We start from the raw sequence: 21170 nt of genomic DNA, 5'->3' as shown, positions 1-21170 counted from the left end.
CACGTCAGAGCAGGCCCCAGGGACTGCCCGCCCGGCCCCGAAGGCAGGAGACCGTACAGCTGATGTCGGAACGACCCCCGCAGCGCACCCCCAACCGCCGACTCGCCTCGCTCATCACCGAGGCCGGCTTCTCCAACGCCGGCCTCGCCCGCCGGGTGGACCAGCTCGGTCTCGAACACGGCCTCGACCTGCGCTACGACAAGACCTCCGTGACCCGCTGGCTGCGCGGGCAGCAGCCGAGGGGCACCACACCCGCACTGATCGCCGAGGTCTTCACCCGGCGGCTCGGCAGGCGGCTCTCCGCGCAGGATCTGGGCCTGGACGCCTGCGCGCCGGTCTACGCGGGCCTGGAGTTCGCGGCCACCCCCGCCGAGGCCGTCGACATCGTCAGCGGACTGTGGCGCAAGGACTCCGGCAGCCATGTGGAGCTGCGGAAGATCGCCTTCACCCCGGCGGGGCTGGTCGTCCCCAGCCGGGACTGGCTGATCGGGCGGGCGGACGAGTGGGTGGGACGGGTGGCCGAGGCCGCCGCGGCGGCAGGCGGCACCGGCAGGGCGCACGGGGCCGCCCAGACGCACTCCGGGCCGCGCACACCGCTGGGACCGCAAGCGACGTACGGCAGCGCGGCCAGCGGCAGGCACGGCGCCGGGGGCGGCCTCACCGGAGCCGACGGCGGGTTCACGCCCGGTATGTCCGAGCAGAGCGGCACGCACGTGCCCGGCGTCCGGCACGGCCTGCGCGGCCCCACCCCGTCCCGGCCCGCCGGACCACACGCCCCCGGCGGCTCCCCGGCACCGCTGGGCACCGGGGTCCCCCGGCAGCGGCAGGGCGATCAGGGCTCCGGCCAGAAGGTCGGCAGCGGTGATGTCGCCGCCCTGCGCTCGGTCGCCGAGCTCTTCCGCACCCTGGACAACGCCTACGGCGGCGGCCACGCCAGGCAGGCTCTCGTCCGGTACCTGGAGCACGAGACGGAGCCGATGCTGCGCGGTACGTACGGCGAGGCCACCGGCCGGCGGCTCTTCGCCGCCGCCGCCGACCTGACCCGGCTGGCCGGCTGGACCTCGTACGACATCGCGGCCCACGGGCTGGCCCAGCGCTACTTCGTCCAGGCGTTACGGCTGGCCCAGGCGGCCGGCGACCGGGTCTACGGCAGCTTCGTGCTGATCACCATGAGCCGCCAGGCCGTCTACCTGGGGCACGGACGAGAGGCGGTCCAGCTGGCGCGGGTGGCCCAGCAGGGCGTCGGCTCCGCGGCACCCCACGCCGTACTGGCTCTGCTGCACGCCGTCGAGGCACGCGGGCACGGCGTTCTCGGCGATGCCAAGGCGTGCGCGGCCTCCCTCGTGCGGGCCGAACGCGCGCTGGAGGCCATCCGCCCCGGCGACGAGGTGCCGTACTGGGCGCGCTACTTCGACGAGGCCCAGCTCGCAGACGAGTTCGGGCACTGCCACCGCGATCTCCAGCAGTACCGGGCCGCAGCGCAGCACGCCGAGCGCTCGCTCCAGCTGCGCGCCCCCGGATACGCCCGCAGCAGGCTGTTCTGCCGGGTGGTCCTGGCCTCCGCCCGGCTCGGGCTCGGCGAGCTCGACCAGGCCTGCCGGCTGGGCGCGGAAGCCGCGCAGCAGGCCACGGAGATGCGGTCGGTGCGCGCCACGGAGTACGTACGGGACTTCGAGCGGCGCCTCGAACCCTTCCGCGATGCCGCCGCGGTCCGCGGCTACCGCGAGCGGGTGGCCGCGCTCGGCTGAGACCGCGTTGTCGTGGGCCCGCGCGCCGGGGCGGGGCCGGGTGGTCGTGGTTCCGTGTGGGGATGGGCCCGTGTGGCCGTGGGGCCGTGGGGCCGTGTGGGGTGGGCTGTCCTGAGGTGAGACGGCTTCGGACGGGGACATGTCCGGACGGGACCGTGCCCGGCGGGCACGGCCGCCAGCCCCAGGACACGGCCCCGGAAGGATCTACGCGGCTTCGCGGAGCGCCGTGGTGCTCTCCCCGGACCGCCGCACCCCCAGGTCGGCGAGGATTGAATCGGCGGCGCGGCGGGCGGAGGACAGGGCCCCCTGGACCGTGCCGGTGTCGCGGTGGTCGCCGCACACGTACAGGCCCGCGAGCAGCCGGACCGGGCGCTGCGGGTCGTGCGGAGCCACCATCGCGGGCACCGCCTCCGGGTCGTGATGGGTGGCCAGCAGCTCCCAGTCGTCGGTGGGCGTGCCGTAGAGCGACGCGAGGTGGGCCCGGACCACGCGGTCCAGTTCGGCCGGCGGAGTGCCGAGCACCGTCGAGCTGATCAGGGTCCTGCCGTGTGGAGCGCGCGCGGGATCGACCTCGCTCATCACCGCAGTGTGCGCGACCGGTCCCGGGCTGTCGGCGTCCAGGAGCAGCGAGGCGCCGGTCGGCGGGGGAGCGGGGGCGGAGTGGTGGAGCACCGTCACCGGGTGGAAGGAGGGCACGCGCAGACCGGGCAGCAGCTCGGCCGCGGCGCTCGCGCCGGTCGCGAGCAGCAGGGAGCGGCAGCTCAGTTCACCATGTTCCTCGGTGCGCACCGAGGTGATGTCCGCCGCGGTGACCTGCACACCGGTCCGTACGGTGCCGGGCGGCAGCGTGGCCGCGAGCAGTTCGGGCAGCGTGGCCGAACCTCCCGACGGTACGCAGAGCCTGCCGCTCGCGTAGCCGCGCAGCGCGAGATCGGCGCACCGGCTCGACGTGATGAGCGCGGGGTCGCTGAGCAGCGCCGTGAGCAGAGGGCGTACGAAGCCGTTGAACGTCCGCGGGGGCAGACCGCGGCCGGACAGGGCGTCGAGCGCGGCACGTTCGGGCCGGGCCAGGACACGGGCCCGGGGGGTGGCCGCGAGCCTGGCCAGCGCCGAGCCGAGCCGGGCCTGGTCGATCGCCCCGCCCATGGCACCGGTGAGGCTTCCTCCCAAGGGCGCCCGGGGGGCGCTTGCGAGGGCGCGTGCCGCCCTGAGTGCGCCCCGCGCTCTGCGTGAGCCCCGGGGGCCGCGTATCTCCCCGGTCCGGTAGCGGCGGCCCTCGCTGTGGACGAGTACGCCGGGGTCGAAGTTGCGCAGGACGAGTCCGTCGAGTCCGGGCGTCGCGTACAGCTCCGGATACGAGGTGCTGAGAAGCGGTCCGATGTGGTCGAGCCGGAACCCGTCCACCTCGTCGGTCGTCATCCGGCCGCCGACCCGGGGGCCGGCTTCCAGGACGCTGACGCTCACTCCCGCACTGGTCAGTCGGTGGGCGGCTGAAAGGCCGGCGATACCGGCCCCGATGATGACGACGTCCGCGTGGTGTGCCGTGCTGAGCACAAGCCCCTCCCAGAGTCGGCGCAACTGGTGGGAGGCTCTTGCCCTCGACAGACCACCGGAATGCGCGAGTTCGGAATGAGGCTAGGAGGGCGGCGGGACGATGCGCAGTCGCGCGCGACCCCGGGCACCGGAGCACGGGGTCGCACAGCCGCCCGAATCGGCGCAAGGAGGGCGGCTCTTGGGGCGCGGGGTCAGCGCAGAGCCGCCCGGACGGCGGCGTCGATCCCGGGGAACGCGAAGGCGAAGCCCGAGTCCAGCAGCCGCCCCGGGAGCACCCGCTGACTGCCCAGTACGTCCTCGGCGAAGTCACCGAGGGCGATCCGCAGCGCCGGCGCGGGAGCGGTGAACAGGGTGGGCCGGCGCAGCACCCGGCCCATCGCCGCCGTGACCTCGCCGTTGGTGACCGGATCCGGCCCGGTCAGATTCACCGGTCCGGACAGCTCCGGGGTGTCCAGGACGTGCCGCAGCGCCGCGATGTGGTCGTGCAGCGCGATGAAGCTCCAGTACTGCCGCCCGTTGCCGAGCCGGCCGCCCAGCCCCGCGCGGAACAGCGGGAACAGCCGCCCCCAGGCGCCGCCCTCCCGGGCGACGACCAGTCCGGTGCGCGCGTGCACCGTCCGCACACCTGCCTCCTCGGCGGCGGCGGTGGCTTCCTCCCACTCCACGCACACCGACGGCAGGAAACCGTCGCCGGGCGGTGCGCCCTCGTCGACCGCGCGGTCCCCGGTGTCGCCGTAGAAACCGATCGCGGAGCCGGAGAGCAGCACCTTCGGCCGTACGTCCAGCGAGGCGACGGCCTCGGCGATCGCGGCCGTGCCGAGCACCCGGCTGTCCCGGATCTCCCGCTTGTACGCCTCGGTCCAGCGGTGGTCGCCGACCCCGGCGCCGGCGAGATGGACGACGGCGTCGCAGCCGACCAGCCCGGCCACGTCGACGTAACCCCGCTCGGGGTCCCACTCCACCTCGTCGCCGGACCGCGCCGGGCGCCGGACCAGCCGGACCACCTCATGTCCGTCGGCCCGCAGCGAGCGCACCAGCGCCGCTCCGATGAGTCCGGTCGATCCGGTGACAGCGATACGGGAGTGCGGCATGGAGCCCATCCTGCCCCATGGTTCACGCGATACGGGGCGTGGCACAGTGGCGCCCATGGCTGAGCCTCCCGTCTTCACCGCGTCGCCCGTCCGCCTTGCCGTCCCCGAGGACGGCCCCGCACTCGGAGAGCTCGACCGGGGCACCTGGTCGACGCTGCACGAAGTGATGCCCCGTCCGCAGCCGCCGTACCAGCCGTTCTTCGACGAGCGGCACCGGCCGCAGGACGTCCTGGTTGCCGAGGCGGTGAACCCGCGGGGCGAGACGGTCATCGCCGGCTACATCCGCGTGGTGCCGCCCACCCCGCTGGCCTGCAACACACATGTCCGGCAGATACAGGGACTCGCCGTCGCCGGCTGGGCGCGGGGCCGAGGCACGGGCCGCGCATTGATACGCGCCGCGTGCGCCCACGCGCGCGGGGAGGGCGCGAACCGGATCACTCTGCGCGTGCTGGGGCACAACAGCCCCGCCCGCGCGCTGTACGCCTCCGAGGGCTTCGTCGTCGAGGGCGTGCTGCGCGGAGAGTTCTTTCTGCACGGGCGTTATGTGGACGACGTGCTGATGGGCCGCGCGCTGAGCCCGTGACGGCGGACGGGCGGGCGGACGGGCGACGTGTTCGGCCTGTGCCCCTGCCGGCCCCGCGGGCCCTCCACCCCGGGCCGGGTAGCCCCGGGCCGGGCAGCCCCGGGCCGGGCATGGGGCTACCCGGGCCTCAGCCTGTGGCACCGAAGCGCTGCCACAGCGCGGGCAGCCGCGCCGCCAGGGCATCGTCGTCCTCGAAGCCGAACGGGGTGCCCTCCGGCTCGGCTGCCTGGGGCGGCAGCCCGAGATCGGGCGCGACCACGCCGGTGAGCTGCTCGTACGCCTCGTCGGCTGCGTACCCCAGCTCCTCGGCGTCCCCGTCCAGCTCCTCGTCGAAGTCGTCGAGCAGCTCCGCCAGACTGTCCGGATCGTGCACCGCGCCCTCGAAGATCTCCCGGCCCCGGCCGATCAGCCAGCAGCGGAAGTAGTCGAAGGCGTCGTCGCTCGCCCCGCCGAGCAGTACGGCGGCGGCAGCCCACAGGTCCCAGCGGTACGCCCGGTTGTAGCGGGCCTCGAAGTGTCGCGCGAAGTCCAGCACGGAATCGGGATCGAGCTGCACCAGCCGGTCGACGAGCAGGTCGGCATGGTCCTCGGGGTCGCCGTCGGCGGCCTCGCGGGTGCTGTCGATGAGCTCCCAGAATTCCGTCTCGTCCATCACGGGTCCAGCATCTGCCCCTGAGGCGGCCGATGCACGCGGAGACGCCGAAATGAAGCCTTACGGCCTCATGTCCCGAGGTAGAGCGCACGCAGCGCTTCGGCGGCCGTCGCGAACCTGGTGCGCAGGGCGACAGGCCCCAGTACCTCCAACCCCGGCCCCAGGGACAGCAGCTGACCGTAGGCGACGTCCAGGGACTCGACCGGCAGGACGACCGTGACCCATCCGTCGGGGCCGGGCGGCCCGGCCGCGTCCAGGGCGTCCCGGGCGGCTGCGCGGTCGACGACGTGCGGCAGCCGGCGCACAGCCGCCTCCGAGAGCCGCAGGGTGACCTCGGTCCGCAGGATCGACCGGGCGAACAGGGCCGCGCGTTCGTCCCAGAAGGCGGGCAGGTCGAAGCTCTCGTCCCGGACGAACCGGGTGTCCGACACGGTCACCGCCGTGAAGCGGTCGATCCGGTACACCCGGAAGTCGTCCTCCGCGCGGGCGCAGAGGTACCAGACACCGGCCTTGAGGACGAGCCCGTACGGTGCCAGCTCGCGCTCCGCCCCGGTGTCCCGGCCGGCCCGGCGGTAGCGGACGTGAACCACGCGGTCGTCCCACACGGCCCCGGCCACGGCGGGCAGGAGCGCGGGGGTGGCCGGTTCCTGGTACCAGCCGGGCGCGTCCAGGTGGAAGCGCCGGGAGGCGCTCGTGGAGGCGTCCCGGAAGGAGGGGATCAGGGCCGCCGACACCTTCAGCCTGGCGGCGGAGGCGGCGTCCTCCAGACCCATCTCGCGCAGGGCGGAGGGCAGGCCGGAGAGGAAGAGGGCCTCGGCCTCGTCACGGGCGAGGCCGGTGAGCCGCGTGCGGTACCCGCCGACGAGCCGGTACCCGCCCGCCCGTCCCCGGTCCGCGTAGACCGGCACCCCGGCCTCGGACAGCGCCTGGGCGTCCCGGGTGACGGTCCGCTCGGACACCTCCAGCTCCCGGGCGAGCTCGGCGGCGGTCATGGCGGGGCGGGACTGCAGGAGCAGCACCATTCTGATGAGCCGGGCAGCACGCATGCGGCCATTGTGGCCGTGGTGAGGGGTGTCCGGCCCGGGCCGGGCCGGTTGAGGGCCGGGTATGACCCCGAGCGCCGGCTGGGCTCGGACGGATGTCCTCGATGGCCGGCCCCGGCCCAAAAAGATGTCCCCCCTCGCCGGACGGGCTTGAATGTGCGCCCCGGTGGGGCAGTCGAGCCCGTCCGGCGAGGGGGGACAGAGCCCCGGCCGGAGCGGGGCAGGCAGCGCGGAGGGCGGGGGGGAGCGGGCCGGGCCCGGACCCCCGCCCTCCGGGCCGTCAGAGCCCGTACCGCTCGCGGGCTTCCTTGACCGCCGACGCGGGCACCTCGCCGCGGCGGGCCAGCTGGGCCAGTGCCGCGACCGCGATCGACTGCGCGTCGACGCCGAAGTGGCGGCGGGCCGCGTCACGGGTGTCGGAGAGACCGAAGCCGTCCGTGCCGAGCGAGGTCCAGTCCTGCTCCACCCACTGGCTGATCTGGTCCGGCACCTGGCGCATCCAGTCGCTCACCGCGAGGACCGGGCCCGGTGCGCCTTCCAGCGCCTGGGCCACGTACGGCACCCGCAGCTCGCCCCGGAGCAGCGCCTCGTCGCACTCCAGCGCGTCGCGGCGCAGCTCGCCCCACGAGGTGGCGGACCAGACGTCGGCCGTGACACCCCAGTCGGCTGCCAGCAGCTCCTGGGCCTCGAGGGCCCAGTGGATCGCCGTACCCGAGGCCAGCAGCTGGGCGCGCGGCGCGTCCGCCTTCGCGGGCGTGCCCTCCTTGAACCGGTAGAGGCCCTTGAGGATGCCCTCCTCGACGCCCTCCGGCATCGCGGGCTGCGGCTTCGGCTCGTTGTAGACCGTCAGGTAGTAGAAGACGTTCTCGGCCTCGGGGCCGTACATCCTCCGCAGACCGTCCTTGACGATGACCGCGATCTCGTAGGCGAACGCCGGGTCGTAGTTGAGCGAGGCGGGGTTCGTGGACGCGATCAGGTGCGAGTGGCCGTCCGCGTGCTGGAGGCCCTCACCGGTCAGCGTGGTCCGGCCCGCGGTGGCGCCGACGATGAAGCCCTTGCCGAGCTGGTCGGCGAGCTGCCACATCTGGTCGCCGGTCCGCTGCCAGCCGAACATCGAGTAGAAGATGTAGAACGGGATCATCGTCTCGCCGTGCGTCGCGTACGACGTGGAGGCGGCGATGAAGTCGGCCATGGCCCCGGCCTCGGTGATCCCCTCGTTGAGGATCTGGCCGTCCTTGGCCTCCTTGTAGTACATCAGCTGGTCGCGGTCGACCGGCTCGTACGTCTGGCCCAGCGGCGAGTAGATGCCGGCCGACGGGAACAGCGACTCCATACCGAAGGTGCGGGCCTCGTCCGGGACGATCGGCACCCAGCGCCTGCCGGTCTGCTTGTCCCGCATCAGGTCCTTGACCAGGCGGACGAAGGCCATGGTGGTGGCCATCTCCTGCTTGCCGGAGCCCTTCTTGAGCGCGGCGAACGCGCGCTCCTCGGGCTCGGGCAGCGCCACCGCGTGCACCCGGCGGGCCGGGGCGGGGCCGCCGAGGGCGGCACGGCGCTCCTGGAGGTAACGGACCTCGGGGGAGTCGGCGCCCGGGTGGCCGTAGGGGACCAGGCCGTCGGCGAAGGCGCTGTCCGGGATCGGGAGACCGAGCAGCTCGCGCATGCTCTTGAACTCGTCGATCGACAGCTTCTTCATCTGGTGGTTGGCGTTCTTGGACTCGAAGCCCTTGCCGAGCGTGTAGCCCTTCACCGTCTGGGCGAGGATCACGGTCGGCGCGCCCTTGTGCTCGACGGCCGCACGGTAGGCCGCGTACACCTTGCGGGCCTCGTGGCCGCCGCGGGAGGTGTAGAAGCACTCGGCGATCTTCGCGTCGGTGAGCAGCTTCGCCAGCTCGGCGAGCGCGGGCTCGGCGCCGAAGAAGTGCTCACGGATGTACGCGACGTCGCGGGTGGCGTACGTCTGGAACTGCGCGTCCGGGACCTCACGGAGCCGGCGCACCAGCGCACCCGTGGTGTCGAGCTGGAACAGCTCGTCCCAGGCGTTGCCCCAGAGCGTCTTGACGACGTTCCAGCCGGCGCCGCGGAAGGCGCCCTCCAGCTCCTGGACGACACGGAAGTTGGCGCGGACCGGACCGTCGAGACGCTGCAGGTTGCAGTTGATGACGAAGGTCAGGTTGTCGAGCTTCTCGCGCGCGGCCAGCGCGAGGGCGGCGGTCGACTCGGGCTCGTCCATCTCGCCGTCGCCCAGGAAGGCCCAGACGTGCGAGTTCGACGTGTCCTTGATGCCCCGGCCGGACAGGTAGCGGTTGAAGCGCGCCTGGTAGATCGCCGAGAGCGGGCCGAGGCCCATCGACACGGTGGGGAACTCCCACAGCCAGGGCAGCCGCCGCGGGTGCGGGTAGGACGGCAGACCGTCGCCGCCCGCCTCCTGGCGGAAGTTGTCGAGCTGCTGCTCGCTCAGCCGGCCGTCGAGGAAGGCGCGGGCGTAGATGCCGGGGGAGGCGTGACCCTGGATGTAGAGCTGGTCGCCTGAGCCGTCCCCCTCCTTGCCGCGGAAGAAGTGGTTGAAGCCGGTCTCGTACAGCCAGGCCGCCGAGGCGAACGTGGCGATGTGGCCGCCGACGCCGAAGCGGGCGCCACGGGTGACCATCGCGGCCGCGTTCCAGCGGTTCCACGCGGTGATCCGCGATTCCATCTCCAGGTCGCCGTCGAAGTCGGGCTCCGCGGCGGTGGGGATGGAGTTGACGTAATCGGTCTCCAGCAGCTTGGGCAGCGCGATACCGGCGCCCTCGGCGTGCTGGAGCGAGCGGCGCATCAGATACGCGGCACGGTGCGGGCCCGCGGCCTTGGTGACGGCATTCAGGGAGGCCGCCCATTCGGCGGTCTCCTCCGGGTCGCGGTCCGGGAGCTGGTCGAGCTCGCTCGGAAGCTTTCCTACGGGGTCGGTCATGATCGCCGCCTTCCGGTGAGGAGGGGGGTGGAGAAGTCCCTGACTGGCAGGACAGGGCGATGGGGCCGGTGGGCCCGCGGAGTGAACTGTAAGGCTCCGATCGATGATCGATCAAAGGATGAAAGGCAAAACTTCTCGATATGAAGAAATTGGCATGGGGTGCCGCGAAGCGGGGCACGGAGTGACGGGATTTATCAGGCAAAAAGGGCACTGACCTGCACAGGTGAGCGCCCCGTGCGACGCATGCGCACCGTGGCGCGCGACGGCCTCAGGCGCGCGGCGCGCAGCCCAGCACATGGGCCTTGACCAGGACCCCGATGTCCGGGTCCTTGCGCAGGAACGCCTCGATCAGCGCCTCGTGCTCCTCGGCGTACGACTTCTGCACCGTGCCCAGCCAGCGGATCGAGAGCGCCGTGAACACCTCGATGCCCAGGCCCTCCCAGGTGTGCAGCAGCACCGCGTTGCCGGCCGCCCGGACCATCTCCCGGTGGAACCCGACCGTGTGGCGCACCTGCGCCTCGCCGTCCGCCAGCCGGTCGGCCTCGTACAGCGCCGTCACGTGCGGGGCGAGCAGCGAGCAGTCCTCGCCGAGCCCCGGGGCCGCCAGCTCGGCGGCGATCTGCTCCAGGCCCGCCCGTACCGGGTAGCTCTCCTCCAGATCGGCGGCGGAGAGGTTGCGGACGCGGACGCCCTTGTTGGGCGCCGACTCGATCAGCCTGAGCGTCTCCAGCTCCCGCAGCGCCTCGCGCACGGGCGTCTGGCTGACCTCCAGCTCGGTGGCGATGCGACGCTCGACGATCCGCTCACCCGGCTTCCAGCGCCCGCTGACGATCCCGTCCACGATGTGCTCGCGGATCTGTTCGCGCAGCGAGTGGACGACGGGCGGGGTCATGAGGGGCTCCTTCGGGGCAAACCGGTGCTGCCTGCACCAACTCGGCGGCCGGAGCGACCGGTCGTGTCTAGACAATACGGCGGCGCCCCCGCCCGGGAGTGTTCCGGACGGGGGCGCCGCTGGTGAGGCTGGTTACAGCCGCGGTGCTCAGAGGCCGAGCTCGACCTCGAACTCACCGGCCTCCAGGATCGCCTTGACCGAGGTCAGGTAGCGGGCGGCGTCAGCGCCGTCCACCAGACGGTGGTCGTAGGAGAGCGAGAGGTACGTCATGTCGCGGACGCCGATGACGGTGCCCTCCTCGGTCTCGATGACCGCGGGACGCTTGACGGTGGCGCCGATGCCCAGGATGGCTGCCTGGTTCGGCGGCACGATGACGGTGTCGAACAGCGCACCGCGCGAGCCGGTGTTGCTGATGGTGAAGGTGGCACCGGACATGTCGTCCGGCGTCAGGCCGCCGCCGCGGGCCTTGCCGGCCAGCTCGGCGGTCTTCTTCGAGATGCCGGCGATGTTCAGGTCGCCCGCACCCTTGATGACCGGGGTCATCAGGCCCTTCTCGGCGTCCACGGCGATGCCGATGTTCTCCGAGTCGAAGTACGTGATCGTGCCTTCGTCCTCGTTGATCCGGGCGTTGACGACCGGGTGGGCCTTCAGCGCCTGGGCAGCGGCCTTGACGTAGAACGGCATCGGGGAGAGCTTGACGCCCTCACGGGCCGCGAAGGCGTCCTTGGCCTTGTTGCGCAGCTTCATCAGCTTGGTGACGTCGACCTCGACGACCGTGGTCAGCTGAGCCTGCGAGTGCAGGGCCTTCATCATGTTCTCGCCGATGACCTTGCGCATGCGGGTCATCTTGACCGTCTGACCGCGCAGCGGGGAGGCCTCCAGCTTCGGCGCCTTGGAGGCGGCCGGAGCGGCGGCGGCGGGCGCCGGGGCAGCGGCGGCGGCCTTGGCGGCCTCCGCGGCGGCGACGACGTCCTGCTTGCGGATACGGCCACCGACGCCGGTGCCCTTGACCGCGCCCAGGTCGACGCCGTTCTCGGCGGCGAGCTTGCGGACCAGCGGCGTGACGTACGCGCCGTCGTCACCGGAGGTCGCGGCCGGAGCGGCCGGGGCCACCGGAGCCGGGGCGGCGGCGACGGGCGCCGGAGCGGCCGGGGCCGGAGCGGCGACGGGCGCTGCGGGAGCCACCGGTGCCGGTGCCGGAGCCGGAGCGGCCGGTGCGGGGGCGGCCGGGGCCGGAGCGGCCGGAGCCGGGGCGGCCGGAGCCGGGGCGGCCGCGGGTGCCGGGGCGGCGGCCGGAGCGGCAGCGGCCGGGGCGGCACCGGGAGCACCGATGACGGCGAGCTTGGCGCCGACCTCGGCGGTCTCGTCCTCGGCGACGACGATCTCCAGCAGCACACCGGAAACCGGGGCCGGGATCTCGGTGTCGACCTTGTCCGTGGAGACCTCGAGCAGGGGCTCGTCCTCCGTGACCTCCTCGCCGACCTCCTTCAGCCAGCGGGTGACGGTGCCCTCGGTGACGCTCTCGCCGAGCGCCGGGAGGGTGACGTCGGTGCCGGAGGCGCCACCGGCGGGGGCGGCGGCCGGGGCCTCGGCCGCGGGGGCCGGGGCGGCGGGTGCCTCGGCGGCGGGCGCCGGGGCCGGGGCGGCCTCGGGCTCCGCGGCCGGAGCGGCGGCGGGGGCCGGGGCGCCCGTGCCGTCGTCGATGACGGCCAGCTCGGCGCCGACCTCGACGGTCTCGTCCTCGGCGACCTTGATGGAGGCCAGGATGCCGGAGGCGGGGGCCGGGATCTCGGTGTCGACCTTGTCGGTCGACACCTCGAGCAGCGGCTCGTCGGCCTCGACGCGCTCGCCCTCGGCCTTCAGCCAGCGGGTGACAGTGCCCTCGGTGACGCTCTCGCCGAGCGCCGGAAGGGTTACGGAAACCGACATGGTTTCAGTTGCTCCTAACGAAAATGCGGAAGTGGTCGGTCGTCGCGCCCGGTCGACTGAATCAGTCGTGGGAGTGCAGGGGCTTGCCGGCGAGGGCCAGGTGGGCCTCGCCCATCGCCTCGTTCTGCGTCGGGTGGGCGTGGATCAGCTGAGCGACCTCGGCCGGCAGCGCTTCCCAGTTGTAGATGAGCTGGGCTTCGCCGACCTGCTCGCCCATACGGTCACCGACCATGTGGACGCCGACCACGGCACCGTCCTTGACCTGGACGAGCTTGATCTCGCCCGCGGTCTTGAGGATCTTGCTCTTGCCGTTGCCCGCGAGGTTGTACTTCAGCGCGACGACCTTGTCCGCGCCGTAGAGCTCCTTGGCCTTGGCCTCGGTGATGCCGACGGAGGCGACCTCGGGGTGGCAGTACGTCACCTTCGGGACACCGTCGTAGTCGATCGGGACGGTCTTCAGGCCGGCCAGCCGCTCCGCGACGAGGATGCCCTCGGCGAAGCCGACGTGCGCGAGCTGGAGCGTCGGGGCCAGGTCGCCCACGGCGGAGATCGTCGGAACGTTCGTCTGCATGTACTCGTCGACGAGGACGTAGCCGCGGTCCATCGCGACGCCTGCCTCCTCGTAGCCGAGACCCTGCGAGACGGGGCCGCGGCCGATCGCGACGAGCAGCAGCTCGGCCTCGAAGGTCTTGCCGTCGGCGAGGGTCACCCGGACGCCGTCCTGGGTGTACTCGACACCCTGGAAGAACGTACCGAGGTTGAACTTGATGCCGCGCTTGCGGAACGCGCGCTCAAGAAGCTTCGAGCTGTTCTCGTCCTCGACCGGGACGAGGTGCTTCAGGCCCTCGACGATGGTGACGTCGGTGCCGAAGGACTTCCACGCCGAGGCGAACTCGACGCCGATGACGCCGCCGCCCAGCACGATCGCGGACTTCGGGACACGGTCCAGCTTCAGCGCGTGGTCCGAGGAGATGATCCGGTTGCCGTCGATCTCCAGGCCCGGCAGCGACTTCGGCACGGAGCCGGTCGCCAGGAGCACGTGGCGGCCCTGGATGCGCTGGCCGTTCACATCCACCGAGGTGGCGGAGGACAGCCGTCCCTCACCCTCGATGTAGTGCACCTTGCGGGACGCGATGAGGCCCTGCAGACCCTTGTACAGGCCCGAGATCACGTCGTCCTTGTACTTGTGGACGGCCGCCATGTCGATGCCCTCGAAGGTGGCCTTGACGCCGAACTGATCGGCCTCGCGCGCCTGGTCGGCGATCTCGCCGGCGTGCAGCAGGGCCTTCGTGGGAATGCAGCCGTTGTGCAGGCAGGTACCGCCGACCTTGCCCTTCTCGATCAGGGCGACGTCCAGGCCCAGCTGCGCTCCGCGCAGGGCCGCGGCATAACCGCCGCTACCACCGCCGAGGATCACTAGGTCGAAAACGGTGCTGGCGTCGTTCGCCACGTCACGTCCTCCATGCATGTGCGCCGGATGCCGGGCCCCGTCATCGGGGTGTGACCGGCCGGTCGGCTGGTGTTCGGCCGCTTTTGTCATTCGGCCCTGTGGTGGGGGCCCTGTCCTGCCGAGAACCCATCTTCGCACTTGTTGACGGTGGGCGGGACGCGGGGCCCGTGTCTGAGACGGATGATCGTCCGTCCCAGCGGGTTACCACTGCGTAGGGACGTCCGGATTTCGTCGAGAGCGAAACCCGGCGCGGCCGCTGCGGCTGTGGCATGGGTACAACGCGTACGGCCCCGGACGTATGCCCGGGGCCGTACATCATCGGCAGGTCCAGAGGCAGCCGCTCAGCCGAGGTCTCCGGCAGCGGTGCGCTCCGCCAGCTTCACCAGGGTGCGGACCGCGGATCCGGTGCCGCCCTTCGGCGTGTAGCCGTACGGGGCGCCCTCGTGGAAGGCCGGGCCCGCGATGTCCAGGTGCGCCCAGGCGATGCCCTCGCCCACGAACTCCTGAAGGAACAGGCCGGCCACCAGGCCGCCGCCCATCCGCTCGCCCATGTTGGCGATGTCGGCGGTCGGGGAGTCCATGCCCTTGCGCATGTCGGCCGGGAGCGGCATCGGCCAGGAGGCCTCACCGACCTCGTCGGCGATCTCGTGGATGGAGGTACGGAAGGCGTCGTCGTTCGCCATGATGCCGAAGGTGCGGTTGCCCAGGGCCAGCACCATCGCGCCGGTCAGGGTCGCCACGTCGACGATCGCGTCCGGGGCCTCCTCGGAGGCGCGGGTCAGCGCGTCGGCGAGGACGAGACGGCCCTCGGCGTCCGTGTTGAGGACCTCGACGGTCTTGCCGCTGTACATGCGGAGCACGTCGCCGGGGCGGGTGGCGTTGCCCGACGGCATGTTCTCGGCCAGCGCCAGCCAGCCGGTGACGTTGACCCGCAGGCCCAGACGGGCGGCGGCGACGACGGTGGCGAACACGGCGGCGGCGCCGGCCATGTCGCACTTCATCGTCTCGTTGTGGCCGGCCGGCTTCAGCGAGATGCCGCCCGAGTCGTAGGTGATGCCCTTGCCCACCAGGGCCAGGGTCTTCTCCGCCTTCGGGTGCGTGTAGGCGAGCTTCACCAGGCGCGGGCCGCGGGACGCGCCCTGGCCGACGCCCAGCAGGCCGCCGTAGCCGCCCTTGACCAGGGCCTTCTCGTCGAGCACCTGCACCTTGATGCCGTGCTCCTTGCCGGCGGCGGTGGCCACGGCGGCGAAGGACTCGGGGTACAGGTCGTTCGGCGGGGTGTTGATCAGGTCGCGGGCGCGGTTGATCTCCTCGGCGACCGCGACGGCGCGCTCGGCGGCGGCCTTGAAGGCCTTGTCGCGGGGCTTGGCGCCCAGCAGGGCGATCTCGGCGAGCGGCAGCTTCGGGCTGTTGGCCTTCGCGCCCTTGGGGGCGAGCTTGTTCTCGCCGGCCTGGTAGGCGGTGAAGGCGTACGCGCCCAGCAGCGCGCCCTCCGCGATGGCCTCGGCGTCCTCGACGGAGCCGACGGGCAGCGCGAAGCCGGCCTTCTTCGAGCCCGCGAGCGAGCGGGCGGCGGAGCCGGCGGCCCGGCGCAGCGCCTCGGTGTCGTACGAGCCGTCCGCCTCCGGGACCGTGCCGAGTCCGGCCGCGATGACGACCGGCACCTTCAGGCCGTCGGGCGCGGGGAGCTTGGTCAGTTCGCCCTCGGCACCGGAGGCACCCAGGGTCGCCAGGACGGCGGCGAGCTTTCCGCCGAACGCCTTGTCGACGGCCTCGGCGCCCGGTGCGAGGACCAGGTCGCCGGACTTGGGGCCGGCGGCCTTGGCGACGCCGATGACGAGCGCGTCGGCGCGCAGCGTCGCCGCACCGGCAGTGCTGAGAGTGAGAGCAGTCACGGTGGTGAAATCTCGCTTCCGTTGAGTTCTTTTTCGGCCGAGGGGTGGGGCGACCGTGCCCGGCGCATCGTAGACGCCGCCGCGATGTGCCGGGAATGAGCCTACGCGCGCCTTTGCTGCCCGATTACGGCGGCGGGCGTTCAGCGCTCCAGGACGGCCGTACGGTTGTCATACCGGGATGATCTTCCCGGCGGAACGGACCGCGAACGCAACGGCGTTGGCGGGCAGCCCTTGGAGGGAACGATGAACGACCGGATGGCCGCACGGGCGACCGGCCGGCCGATGGTGTCGCGCGTCACCGTACTGATTCTGTTGGTGATGCTGGCCGGCTGCACCTCGGCGCCCGGATCCGCCCCGTCGCCGGCCCCGTCGTCCGCCCCCTCCGGACGGTCCGCCGCGGCGCGCTGGCAGCCGGAGCCGGGGACCGACTGGCAGTGGCAGCTCTCCGGCCGGCTGGACACGACGGTGGACGCCCCGGTGTACGACATCGACGGCTTCGACCACGACGCGGCGCGGGTGGCCGAGCTGCACCGCAAGGGGCGGAAGGTCATCTGCTACCTGTCCACCGGCGCCTGGGAGGAGTTCCGCCCGGACGCGGCGCGGTTCCCCACGGCCGTCCTCGGCAAGGGCAACGGCTGGAAGGGGGAGCGCTGGCTCGACATCCGGCGCACCGAGGTCCTGGAGCCGCTGATGGAGAGCCGGATCTCCATGTGCGCGAAGAAGGGCTTCGACGCGGTCGAGCCCGACAACATGGACGGCTACCGCAACCCGAGCGGCTTCCCGCTGACCGCCGCCGACCAGTTGCGCTACAACCGGCTGATCGCCCGCATCGCCCACCGCCACCACCTCGCGGTGGGTCTGAAGAACGACCTGCCCCAGATCCCGGAGCTGGTGGGTGAATTCGACTTCGCCGTCAACGAGCAGTGCGCCCAGTACGAGGAGTGCGAGGAGCTCTCCCCGTTCGTGAAGGCGGGCAAGGCGGTCTTCCATGTGGAGTACGAGCTGCCCGTGGCGCGGTTCTGCGCGCAGTCCCGGAAGCTGGGGCTGAGCTCGTTGCTCAAGAAGTACGAGCTCGGTGTCTGGCGTGAGCGGTGCCCGGCGGCGGGCGCCTGACGGAACGCCGAGGGGCCCGGCCGGAAGCCGCCGGGTCCCGCCGGGCGCGCGACGGGCCGGGGCCGGGTCAGCCCAGCGCCAGCCCCACCAGCGTCACCGTCGCCGCCGTCTCCGCCAGCGCCCCGAACACATCGCCGGTCACGCCGCCGAAGCGCCGCACGCAGTGCCGCAGCAGCAGCTGGGCCACCGCGAGCGCGGCCAGGGCGGCCAGCGCGTACCGCAGCGCCCCGTATCCGCCGAGCAGCGCGCCGGCGCCCGCGCACGCCGCCACCGTCAGGGCCCCGGCCGCCACCGCGCCCGCGGCCGGGACCGTGCCCGCGACCGCCGCACCCAGCCCCTCCGGGCGGGCCGCCGGGACGCCCCGGCGGGAGGCCAGCGTGAGGGCGAGCCGGGCGACGACGGCGGAGGCGACGGCCGCCACCGCACCCTGCGCCCAGTCCCGCGCGTACAGCTGCTGAAGGACCGCCACCTGGGCGAGCAGCACGAACAGCAGGGTGATCACGCCGAACGGTCCGATGTCCGACTGCTTCATGATCCGCAGCGCGTCGTCGGCCGGCTTGCCGCTGCCCAGACCGTCGGCGGTGTCCGCCAGACCGTCGAGGTGCAGCCCCCGGGTGAGGGCCGCCGGCACGGCGGCGGAGGCGACGGCGGCGAGCAGCGGTCCCGAGCCGGACAGCAGGAGCAGGCCGCCGGGAACCGCCGCGAGCACACCGACGACAAGACCGGCCAGGGGGGCGCACAGCATTCCGGCCCGGGCGGTTCCCCGGTCCCAGCGGCTGACGCGGACGGGGAGCACGGTGAGGGTGCCGAAGGCGAAACGAAGGCCGTGGCTGTTCAGGGAGGTCACGGCGCGCAGGCTAATCGGTGCGCGAGGCCGCTAGATTGTCCAAATCGGCGCAGAGTGGTGTGTCATCGACTTTTCGGGAGTGGGTGGGATGGGTCACTGGTTCGACCGGAACATCGTCGAGCCGGGGAAGCTGCCCCTGCTCCTGGCGCTGGCCGCCTTCGTCCTGACCTTCGCCGTCACCCGGGTCATCACCCGCATGATCCGGGCCGGCAAGGGGCCGTTCCGCAACTTCACGCCGGGCGGGGTGCACATCCACCACGTGGTGCCGGGCGTGGTGCTGAGCGTGGTCGGCGGGTTCGGGGCGGTGGCCTGCGGGCAGCACGGCTTCGCGGCCGGCGCCTGTGCGGTCGTCTTCGGCGTGGGTGCGGGGCTGGTGCTGGACGAGTTCGCCCTGATCCTGCATCTGGACGACGTGTACTGGACCGAGGAGGGGCGCCGGAGCGTCGAGGTCGTGGTGCTCACCGCCGCCCTCGTCCTGCTGGTGCTCGGCGGCTTCCTCCCGCTCGGTGTGAACGACCTGAGCGACGATCAGCAACAGGGCCGGCTCGGCGTCGTCCTCACGCTCGTCGTCAACTTCTGCTTCGTCCTCGTCGCGCTGTTCAAGGGCAAGGTGCGGATGGCGGTGGTCGGCACCCTGGTCCCGTTCGTCGCCCTGGTCGGGGCGGTCCGGCTGGCCCGGCCGACCTCGATGTGGGCCAGGCGGTTCTACCGCAACCGCCACCGGGCCCGCTCCCGGGCGGTGCTGCGCGCGTACCACCACGACGTCCGCTGGGTGGGGCCGAGGCGCAGGTTCCAGGATCTGATCGGTGGCGCGCCCGACCGGGTCCCCACACCCCCGGGGGAGTCCCGCGCACCCTGACGGCCGCGGGACCGGCGCCGCCCGCGCAGGGCCGGGACCGCGCACAGCACCAGCGCCGCCAGGACGGCCGCCAGGTGCTCCTTGCCCGCCAGGTTGTCCTTCACCGCGATCTCCACCACCATCGCCACGATCACCAGTGCCCCGGTGAACCGGGCCCGGTGGGCCCAGCAGACGCATAAGGCCAGGGCGACCACCGCCGCCGAGGGGCCGGTGTCGACGACCTGCGCGTCGGAGCCCGGCAGGCCCAGGAACCCGTCGGGGCCCGCCGCGACACCGATGCGCGCGTACCCCGTGCCGGCCAGCGTCGCGGCGTACGCGACCAGCAGCGTCCGCCGCCGCCCCAGGCAGATCTCGGCGGTCCCGAACACCAGCAGCACCTGAACCAGCGCACCCCAGACCGGCAGGTCGAGCGCGGGGACGAACAGCGAGAGCGGCGTACGCAGCAGAGCGGCCCACAGCGGATCCTCCGCCCGCACCGCCCCGAGCGTCTGCACCGGGCCGTACCCCCAGGGCCGGTTCTGCACCACTTGGAGCAGCGCCGTCAGGCAGACCGAGGCCAGGGTCACCGGGACGGCCCGGAGCCGCTCGGTGGCGAGCGCCGCGCGTACGGTCGTCCACAGCGGGCCCCACTCCCGGCGGGCGGCCCGGCCGAGCGCGCGCAGGGGGGTCATCCACGCGGTCCGAGCCTGGCGCGGTGCAGCCACTTGGGCAGTCCGGGCGCCTCCAGGAACCCTTCGGCACGGCCCGCGGCGATGGCGATGCGCGGCAGGTCCGCGCTCTTCTCGAAGAGCAGGTAACGGGGTTCCCAGATCGGCCGGTACTTGGCGTTGGCGCGGTAGAGCGACTCGATCTGCCACCACCGCGAGAAGAAGCTGAGCAGCGAACGCCACAGCCTGAGCACCGGTCCGGCGCCGAGCCGCGATCCGCGCTCGAAGACGGAACGGAACATCGCGAAGTTCAGTGACACCTGGGTGACGCCGATCTTCCCGGCGCGTCGCAGGAGTTCGATGACCATGAACTCCATCAGGCCGTTCTCGGCGTCCCGGTCACGGCGCATCAGATCCAGCGAGAGACCGTTCGGGCCCCAGGGGACGAAGCTCAGTACGGCGCGCAGCTCACCGCTTCCGCCGCCCTGGGCGGTGTCCCGGCATTCGAGCATCACGCACTGCCCGTCGGCCGGGTCGCCGAGCCGCCCGAGCGCCATCGAGAAGCCGCGTTCGGTCGCGCCGTCGCGCCAGTCGTCGGCCCGGCGCACCAGTTCGGCCATCTCGGCTGCGGGGATGTCCGCGTGACGGCGCACGGTCACCTCGTAACCGGCCCGTCCGACGCGGTTGTAGGCCTGGCGGACGGTGCGCATCGCCCGCCCCTCCAGGGTGAATTCGGCGGTCTCCACGATCGCCTCGTCGCCCAGCTCCAGGGCGTCGAGGCCGTGCCGGGCGTAGATCGTGCCGCCCTCCTCGCTCACTCCCATGGCCGCCGGGATCCAGCCGTGCGCGCGTGCCTCGGCCAGCCAGGGTCCGATCGCCCCGGGCCAGGCCTCGGGGTCGCCGATCGGATCGCCGGAGGCCAGGGAGACCCCGCCGACCACCCGGTAGACGACGGCGGCCTTCCCGGTCGGCGACCAGATGACGCTCTTCTCGCGGCGCAGCGCGAAGTAGCCGAGCGAGTCCCGCTCCCCGTGCTTGTCGAGCAGCGCACGCAGTGCTCCCTCGTCCCCGGGGGTGATCGGGTCGACCGCGCGGCGGGCGCGGAAGGCCGCGTACACGACGGCGATGAGCAGCAGCGTGGACAGGATGTTGACGGCGACGTCCACCCAGCCCGGAGTGGAGATGCCGGAGAACCTGGAGTCGTCGGCGGCGACCGAGACCAGCCGCAGCGCGCCGTAGCGCCAGCGGTCCAGGAACGTCGAACGGTGGTCGTCGTGCGCGGTGTTGGTGAGCGTGACCAGACCGGCGGCGATCAGCGAGGTGACCAGCAGACCGCCGACGGCCACCAGCACCGCGAGTCTCGGGTTGGACCGGTCGCCCTTCGCGTAGAACTCACGCCTGCCGAGGGCGAGCGCGAGGACGAAGGCGGCGGTCAGTGCCAGCGAGATCCAGTTCTGCGGGTACCGCCGGATCTCCGGAAAGCCGATCACCGCGGCGAAGAGCAGCAGGGTGAGCCCGCTCAGCACCATGTTGACGATCCAGGCCGCCCGTTTGCGCCGCCGCATCGTGACCGCGAGGAACAGTGCGACGACCCCTGAGGAGAAGCCCGCGGTGAGCAGGTAGGGCGTGAAGTAGTCCTCGGTGTTGTGGCGTCGCAGATCCTGGCCGAAGGTGACCCAGACGGCGCTCAGGAAATTGAGGAACGACACGACCCGCAGGTACCCGATGGCGAAGGCCGCGCCGCGTCGCGACCGGGTGGTGCTCTGCGGGCTTCCGGTGCTCTGCGGCCGTTCGGCGCTTCGCGGTTGTCCGGGGTGCTGCGGCCGGACGGCGGCCCGCCCGGGTTCCTTGCTGGCCAACTGGACCTCTCCCATGAAAAGCGATCATATGGGGCATCGCGCTTCATGAGGGGCTGCT

General features: G+C 72.6%; 15 protein-coding genes and 1 pseudogene. 4 read left to right on the top strand and 12 right to left on the bottom strand.

The annotated features are described in order from the left end of the window. Window positions 1-62 precede the first annotated feature (62 nt). Window positions 63-1748, top strand: coding sequence for a regulator (locus ACZ4LX_RS09460; protein ID WP_467634590.1), 1686 nt, complete (start codon window positions 63-65; stop codon window positions 1746-1748). 204 nt (window positions 1749-1952) lie between these two features. Here ACZ4LX_RS09460 and ACZ4LX_RS09455 read toward each other — a convergent pair whose 3' ends face one another. Together ACZ4LX_RS09455 and ACZ4LX_RS09450 are read right to left on the bottom strand one after the other, a co-directional pair. After that, complete coding sequence (locus tag ACZ4LX_RS09455; protein WP_467634593.1) at window positions 1953-3302, bottom strand: NAD(P)/FAD-dependent oxidoreductase; 1350 nt, start codon at window positions 3300-3302, stop codon at window positions 1953-1955. A gap of 191 nt (window positions 3303-3493) precedes the next feature. Further along, window positions 3494-4393 (bottom strand): TIGR01777 family oxidoreductase, encoded by a 900-nt coding sequence (locus ACZ4LX_RS09450; RefSeq protein WP_467634596.1) that lies wholly within the window; start codon window positions 4391-4393, stop codon window positions 3494-3496. Window positions 4394-4448: 55 nt separating this feature from the next. On the opposite strand from ACZ4LX_RS09450, the gene ACZ4LX_RS09445 reads away from it, so the two are divergent. After that, entirely contained in the window at window positions 4449-4976 is a 528-nt protein-coding gene (locus ACZ4LX_RS09445; protein WP_467634599.1) for a GNAT family N-acetyltransferase, read from the top strand. Window positions 4977-5103: 127 nt separating this feature from the next. On the opposite strand, the gene ACZ4LX_RS09440 is transcribed toward ACZ4LX_RS09445, so the two are convergent. From ACZ4LX_RS09440 to ACZ4LX_RS09410, 7 genes are all read right to left on the bottom strand, one after another. After that, entirely contained in the window at window positions 5104-5628 is a 525-nt protein-coding gene (locus ACZ4LX_RS09440; protein WP_467635705.1) for a DUF4240 domain-containing protein, read from the bottom strand. 68 nt (window positions 5629-5696) lie between these two features. Further along, window positions 5697-6674, bottom strand: coding sequence for a helix-turn-helix transcriptional regulator (locus tag ACZ4LX_RS09435; RefSeq protein ID WP_467634603.1), 978 nt, complete (start codon window positions 6672-6674; stop codon window positions 5697-5699). A gap of 277 nt (window positions 6675-6951) precedes the next feature. Continuing rightward, entirely contained in the window at window positions 6952-9621 is a 2670-nt protein-coding gene (gene aceE, locus ACZ4LX_RS09430; protein ID WP_467634608.1) for a pyruvate dehydrogenase (acetyl-transferring), homodimeric type, read from the bottom strand. Window positions 9622-9889: 268 nt separating this feature from the next. Then, window positions 9890-10513 (bottom strand): GntR family transcriptional regulator, encoded by a 624-nt coding sequence (locus ACZ4LX_RS09425; protein ID WP_467634611.1) that lies wholly within the window; start codon window positions 10511-10513, stop codon window positions 9890-9892. A 147-nt stretch (window positions 10514-10660) separates the two neighbouring features. Beyond that, window positions 10661-12442 carry a 2-oxoglutarate dehydrogenase, E2 component, dihydrolipoamide succinyltransferase gene (gene sucB / locus ACZ4LX_RS09420; protein WP_467634618.1) on the bottom strand — a complete coding sequence of 594 codons (1782 nt, stop codon included), beginning with the start codon at window positions 12440-12442 and terminating at the stop codon, window positions 10661-10663. A gap of 61 nt (window positions 12443-12503) precedes the next feature. Beyond that, window positions 12504-13892, bottom strand: coding sequence for a dihydrolipoyl dehydrogenase (lpdA, locus tag ACZ4LX_RS09415; protein ID WP_467634623.1), 1389 nt, complete (start codon window positions 13890-13892; stop codon window positions 12504-12506). Window positions 13893-14233: 341 nt separating this feature from the next. Beyond that, complete coding sequence (locus tag ACZ4LX_RS09410) at window positions 14234-15787, bottom strand: leucyl aminopeptidase (protein WP_467634626.1); 1554 nt, start codon at window positions 15785-15787, stop codon at window positions 14234-14236. Window positions 15788-16030: 243 nt separating this feature from the next. On the opposite strand from ACZ4LX_RS09410, the gene ACZ4LX_RS09405 reads away from it, so the two are divergent. Continuing rightward, window positions 16031-16900 (top strand): endo alpha-1,4 polygalactosaminidase, encoded by an 870-nt coding sequence (locus ACZ4LX_RS09405; protein ID WP_467634631.1) that lies wholly within the window; start codon window positions 16031-16033, stop codon window positions 16898-16900. A 67-nt stretch (window positions 16901-16967) separates the two neighbouring features. On the opposite strand, the gene ACZ4LX_RS09400 is transcribed toward ACZ4LX_RS09405, so the two are convergent. Further along, window positions 16968-17747: an adenosylcobinamide-GDP ribazoletransferase gene (locus ACZ4LX_RS09400; protein ID WP_467634634.1), complete on the bottom strand. Its 780-nt coding sequence runs from the start codon at window positions 17745-17747 to the stop codon at window positions 16968-16970. A gap of 88 nt (window positions 17748-17835) precedes the next feature. On the opposite strand from ACZ4LX_RS09400, the gene ACZ4LX_RS09395 reads away from it, so the two are divergent. Beyond that, on the top strand, window positions 17836-18606 hold the full coding sequence (locus ACZ4LX_RS09395; protein WP_467634636.1) for a hypothetical protein: 771 nt from the start codon (window positions 17836-17838) through the stop codon (window positions 18604-18606). Here ACZ4LX_RS09395 and ACZ4LX_RS09390 read toward each other — a convergent pair. Both ACZ4LX_RS09390 and ACZ4LX_RS09385 read right to left on the bottom strand, forming a co-directional pair. After that, window positions 18543-19277: pseudogene (locus ACZ4LX_RS09390) on the bottom strand (hypothetical protein); the annotation flags it as partial. The gene ACZ4LX_RS09395 and the pseudogene ACZ4LX_RS09390 sit on opposite strands and share 64 nt — an antisense overlap. Then, the gene (locus ACZ4LX_RS09385; RefSeq protein WP_467634641.1) at window positions 19274-21127 is read right to left on the bottom strand and encodes a phosphatidylglycerol lysyltransferase domain-containing protein; all 1854 of its coding nucleotides are present in this window, start codon (window positions 21125-21127) and stop codon (window positions 19274-19276) included. The gene ACZ4LX_RS09385 and the pseudogene ACZ4LX_RS09390, both read right to left, overlap by 4 nt. Between the last annotated feature and the right edge of the window lie 43 nt (window positions 21128-21170).

The sequence above is a fragment of the Streptomyces sp. NPDC026062 genome (genome assembly GCF_055568375.1).
Note: the sequence above shows the minus strand (reverse complement) of the source record. Positions and strands in the feature narration are given on the sequence as shown.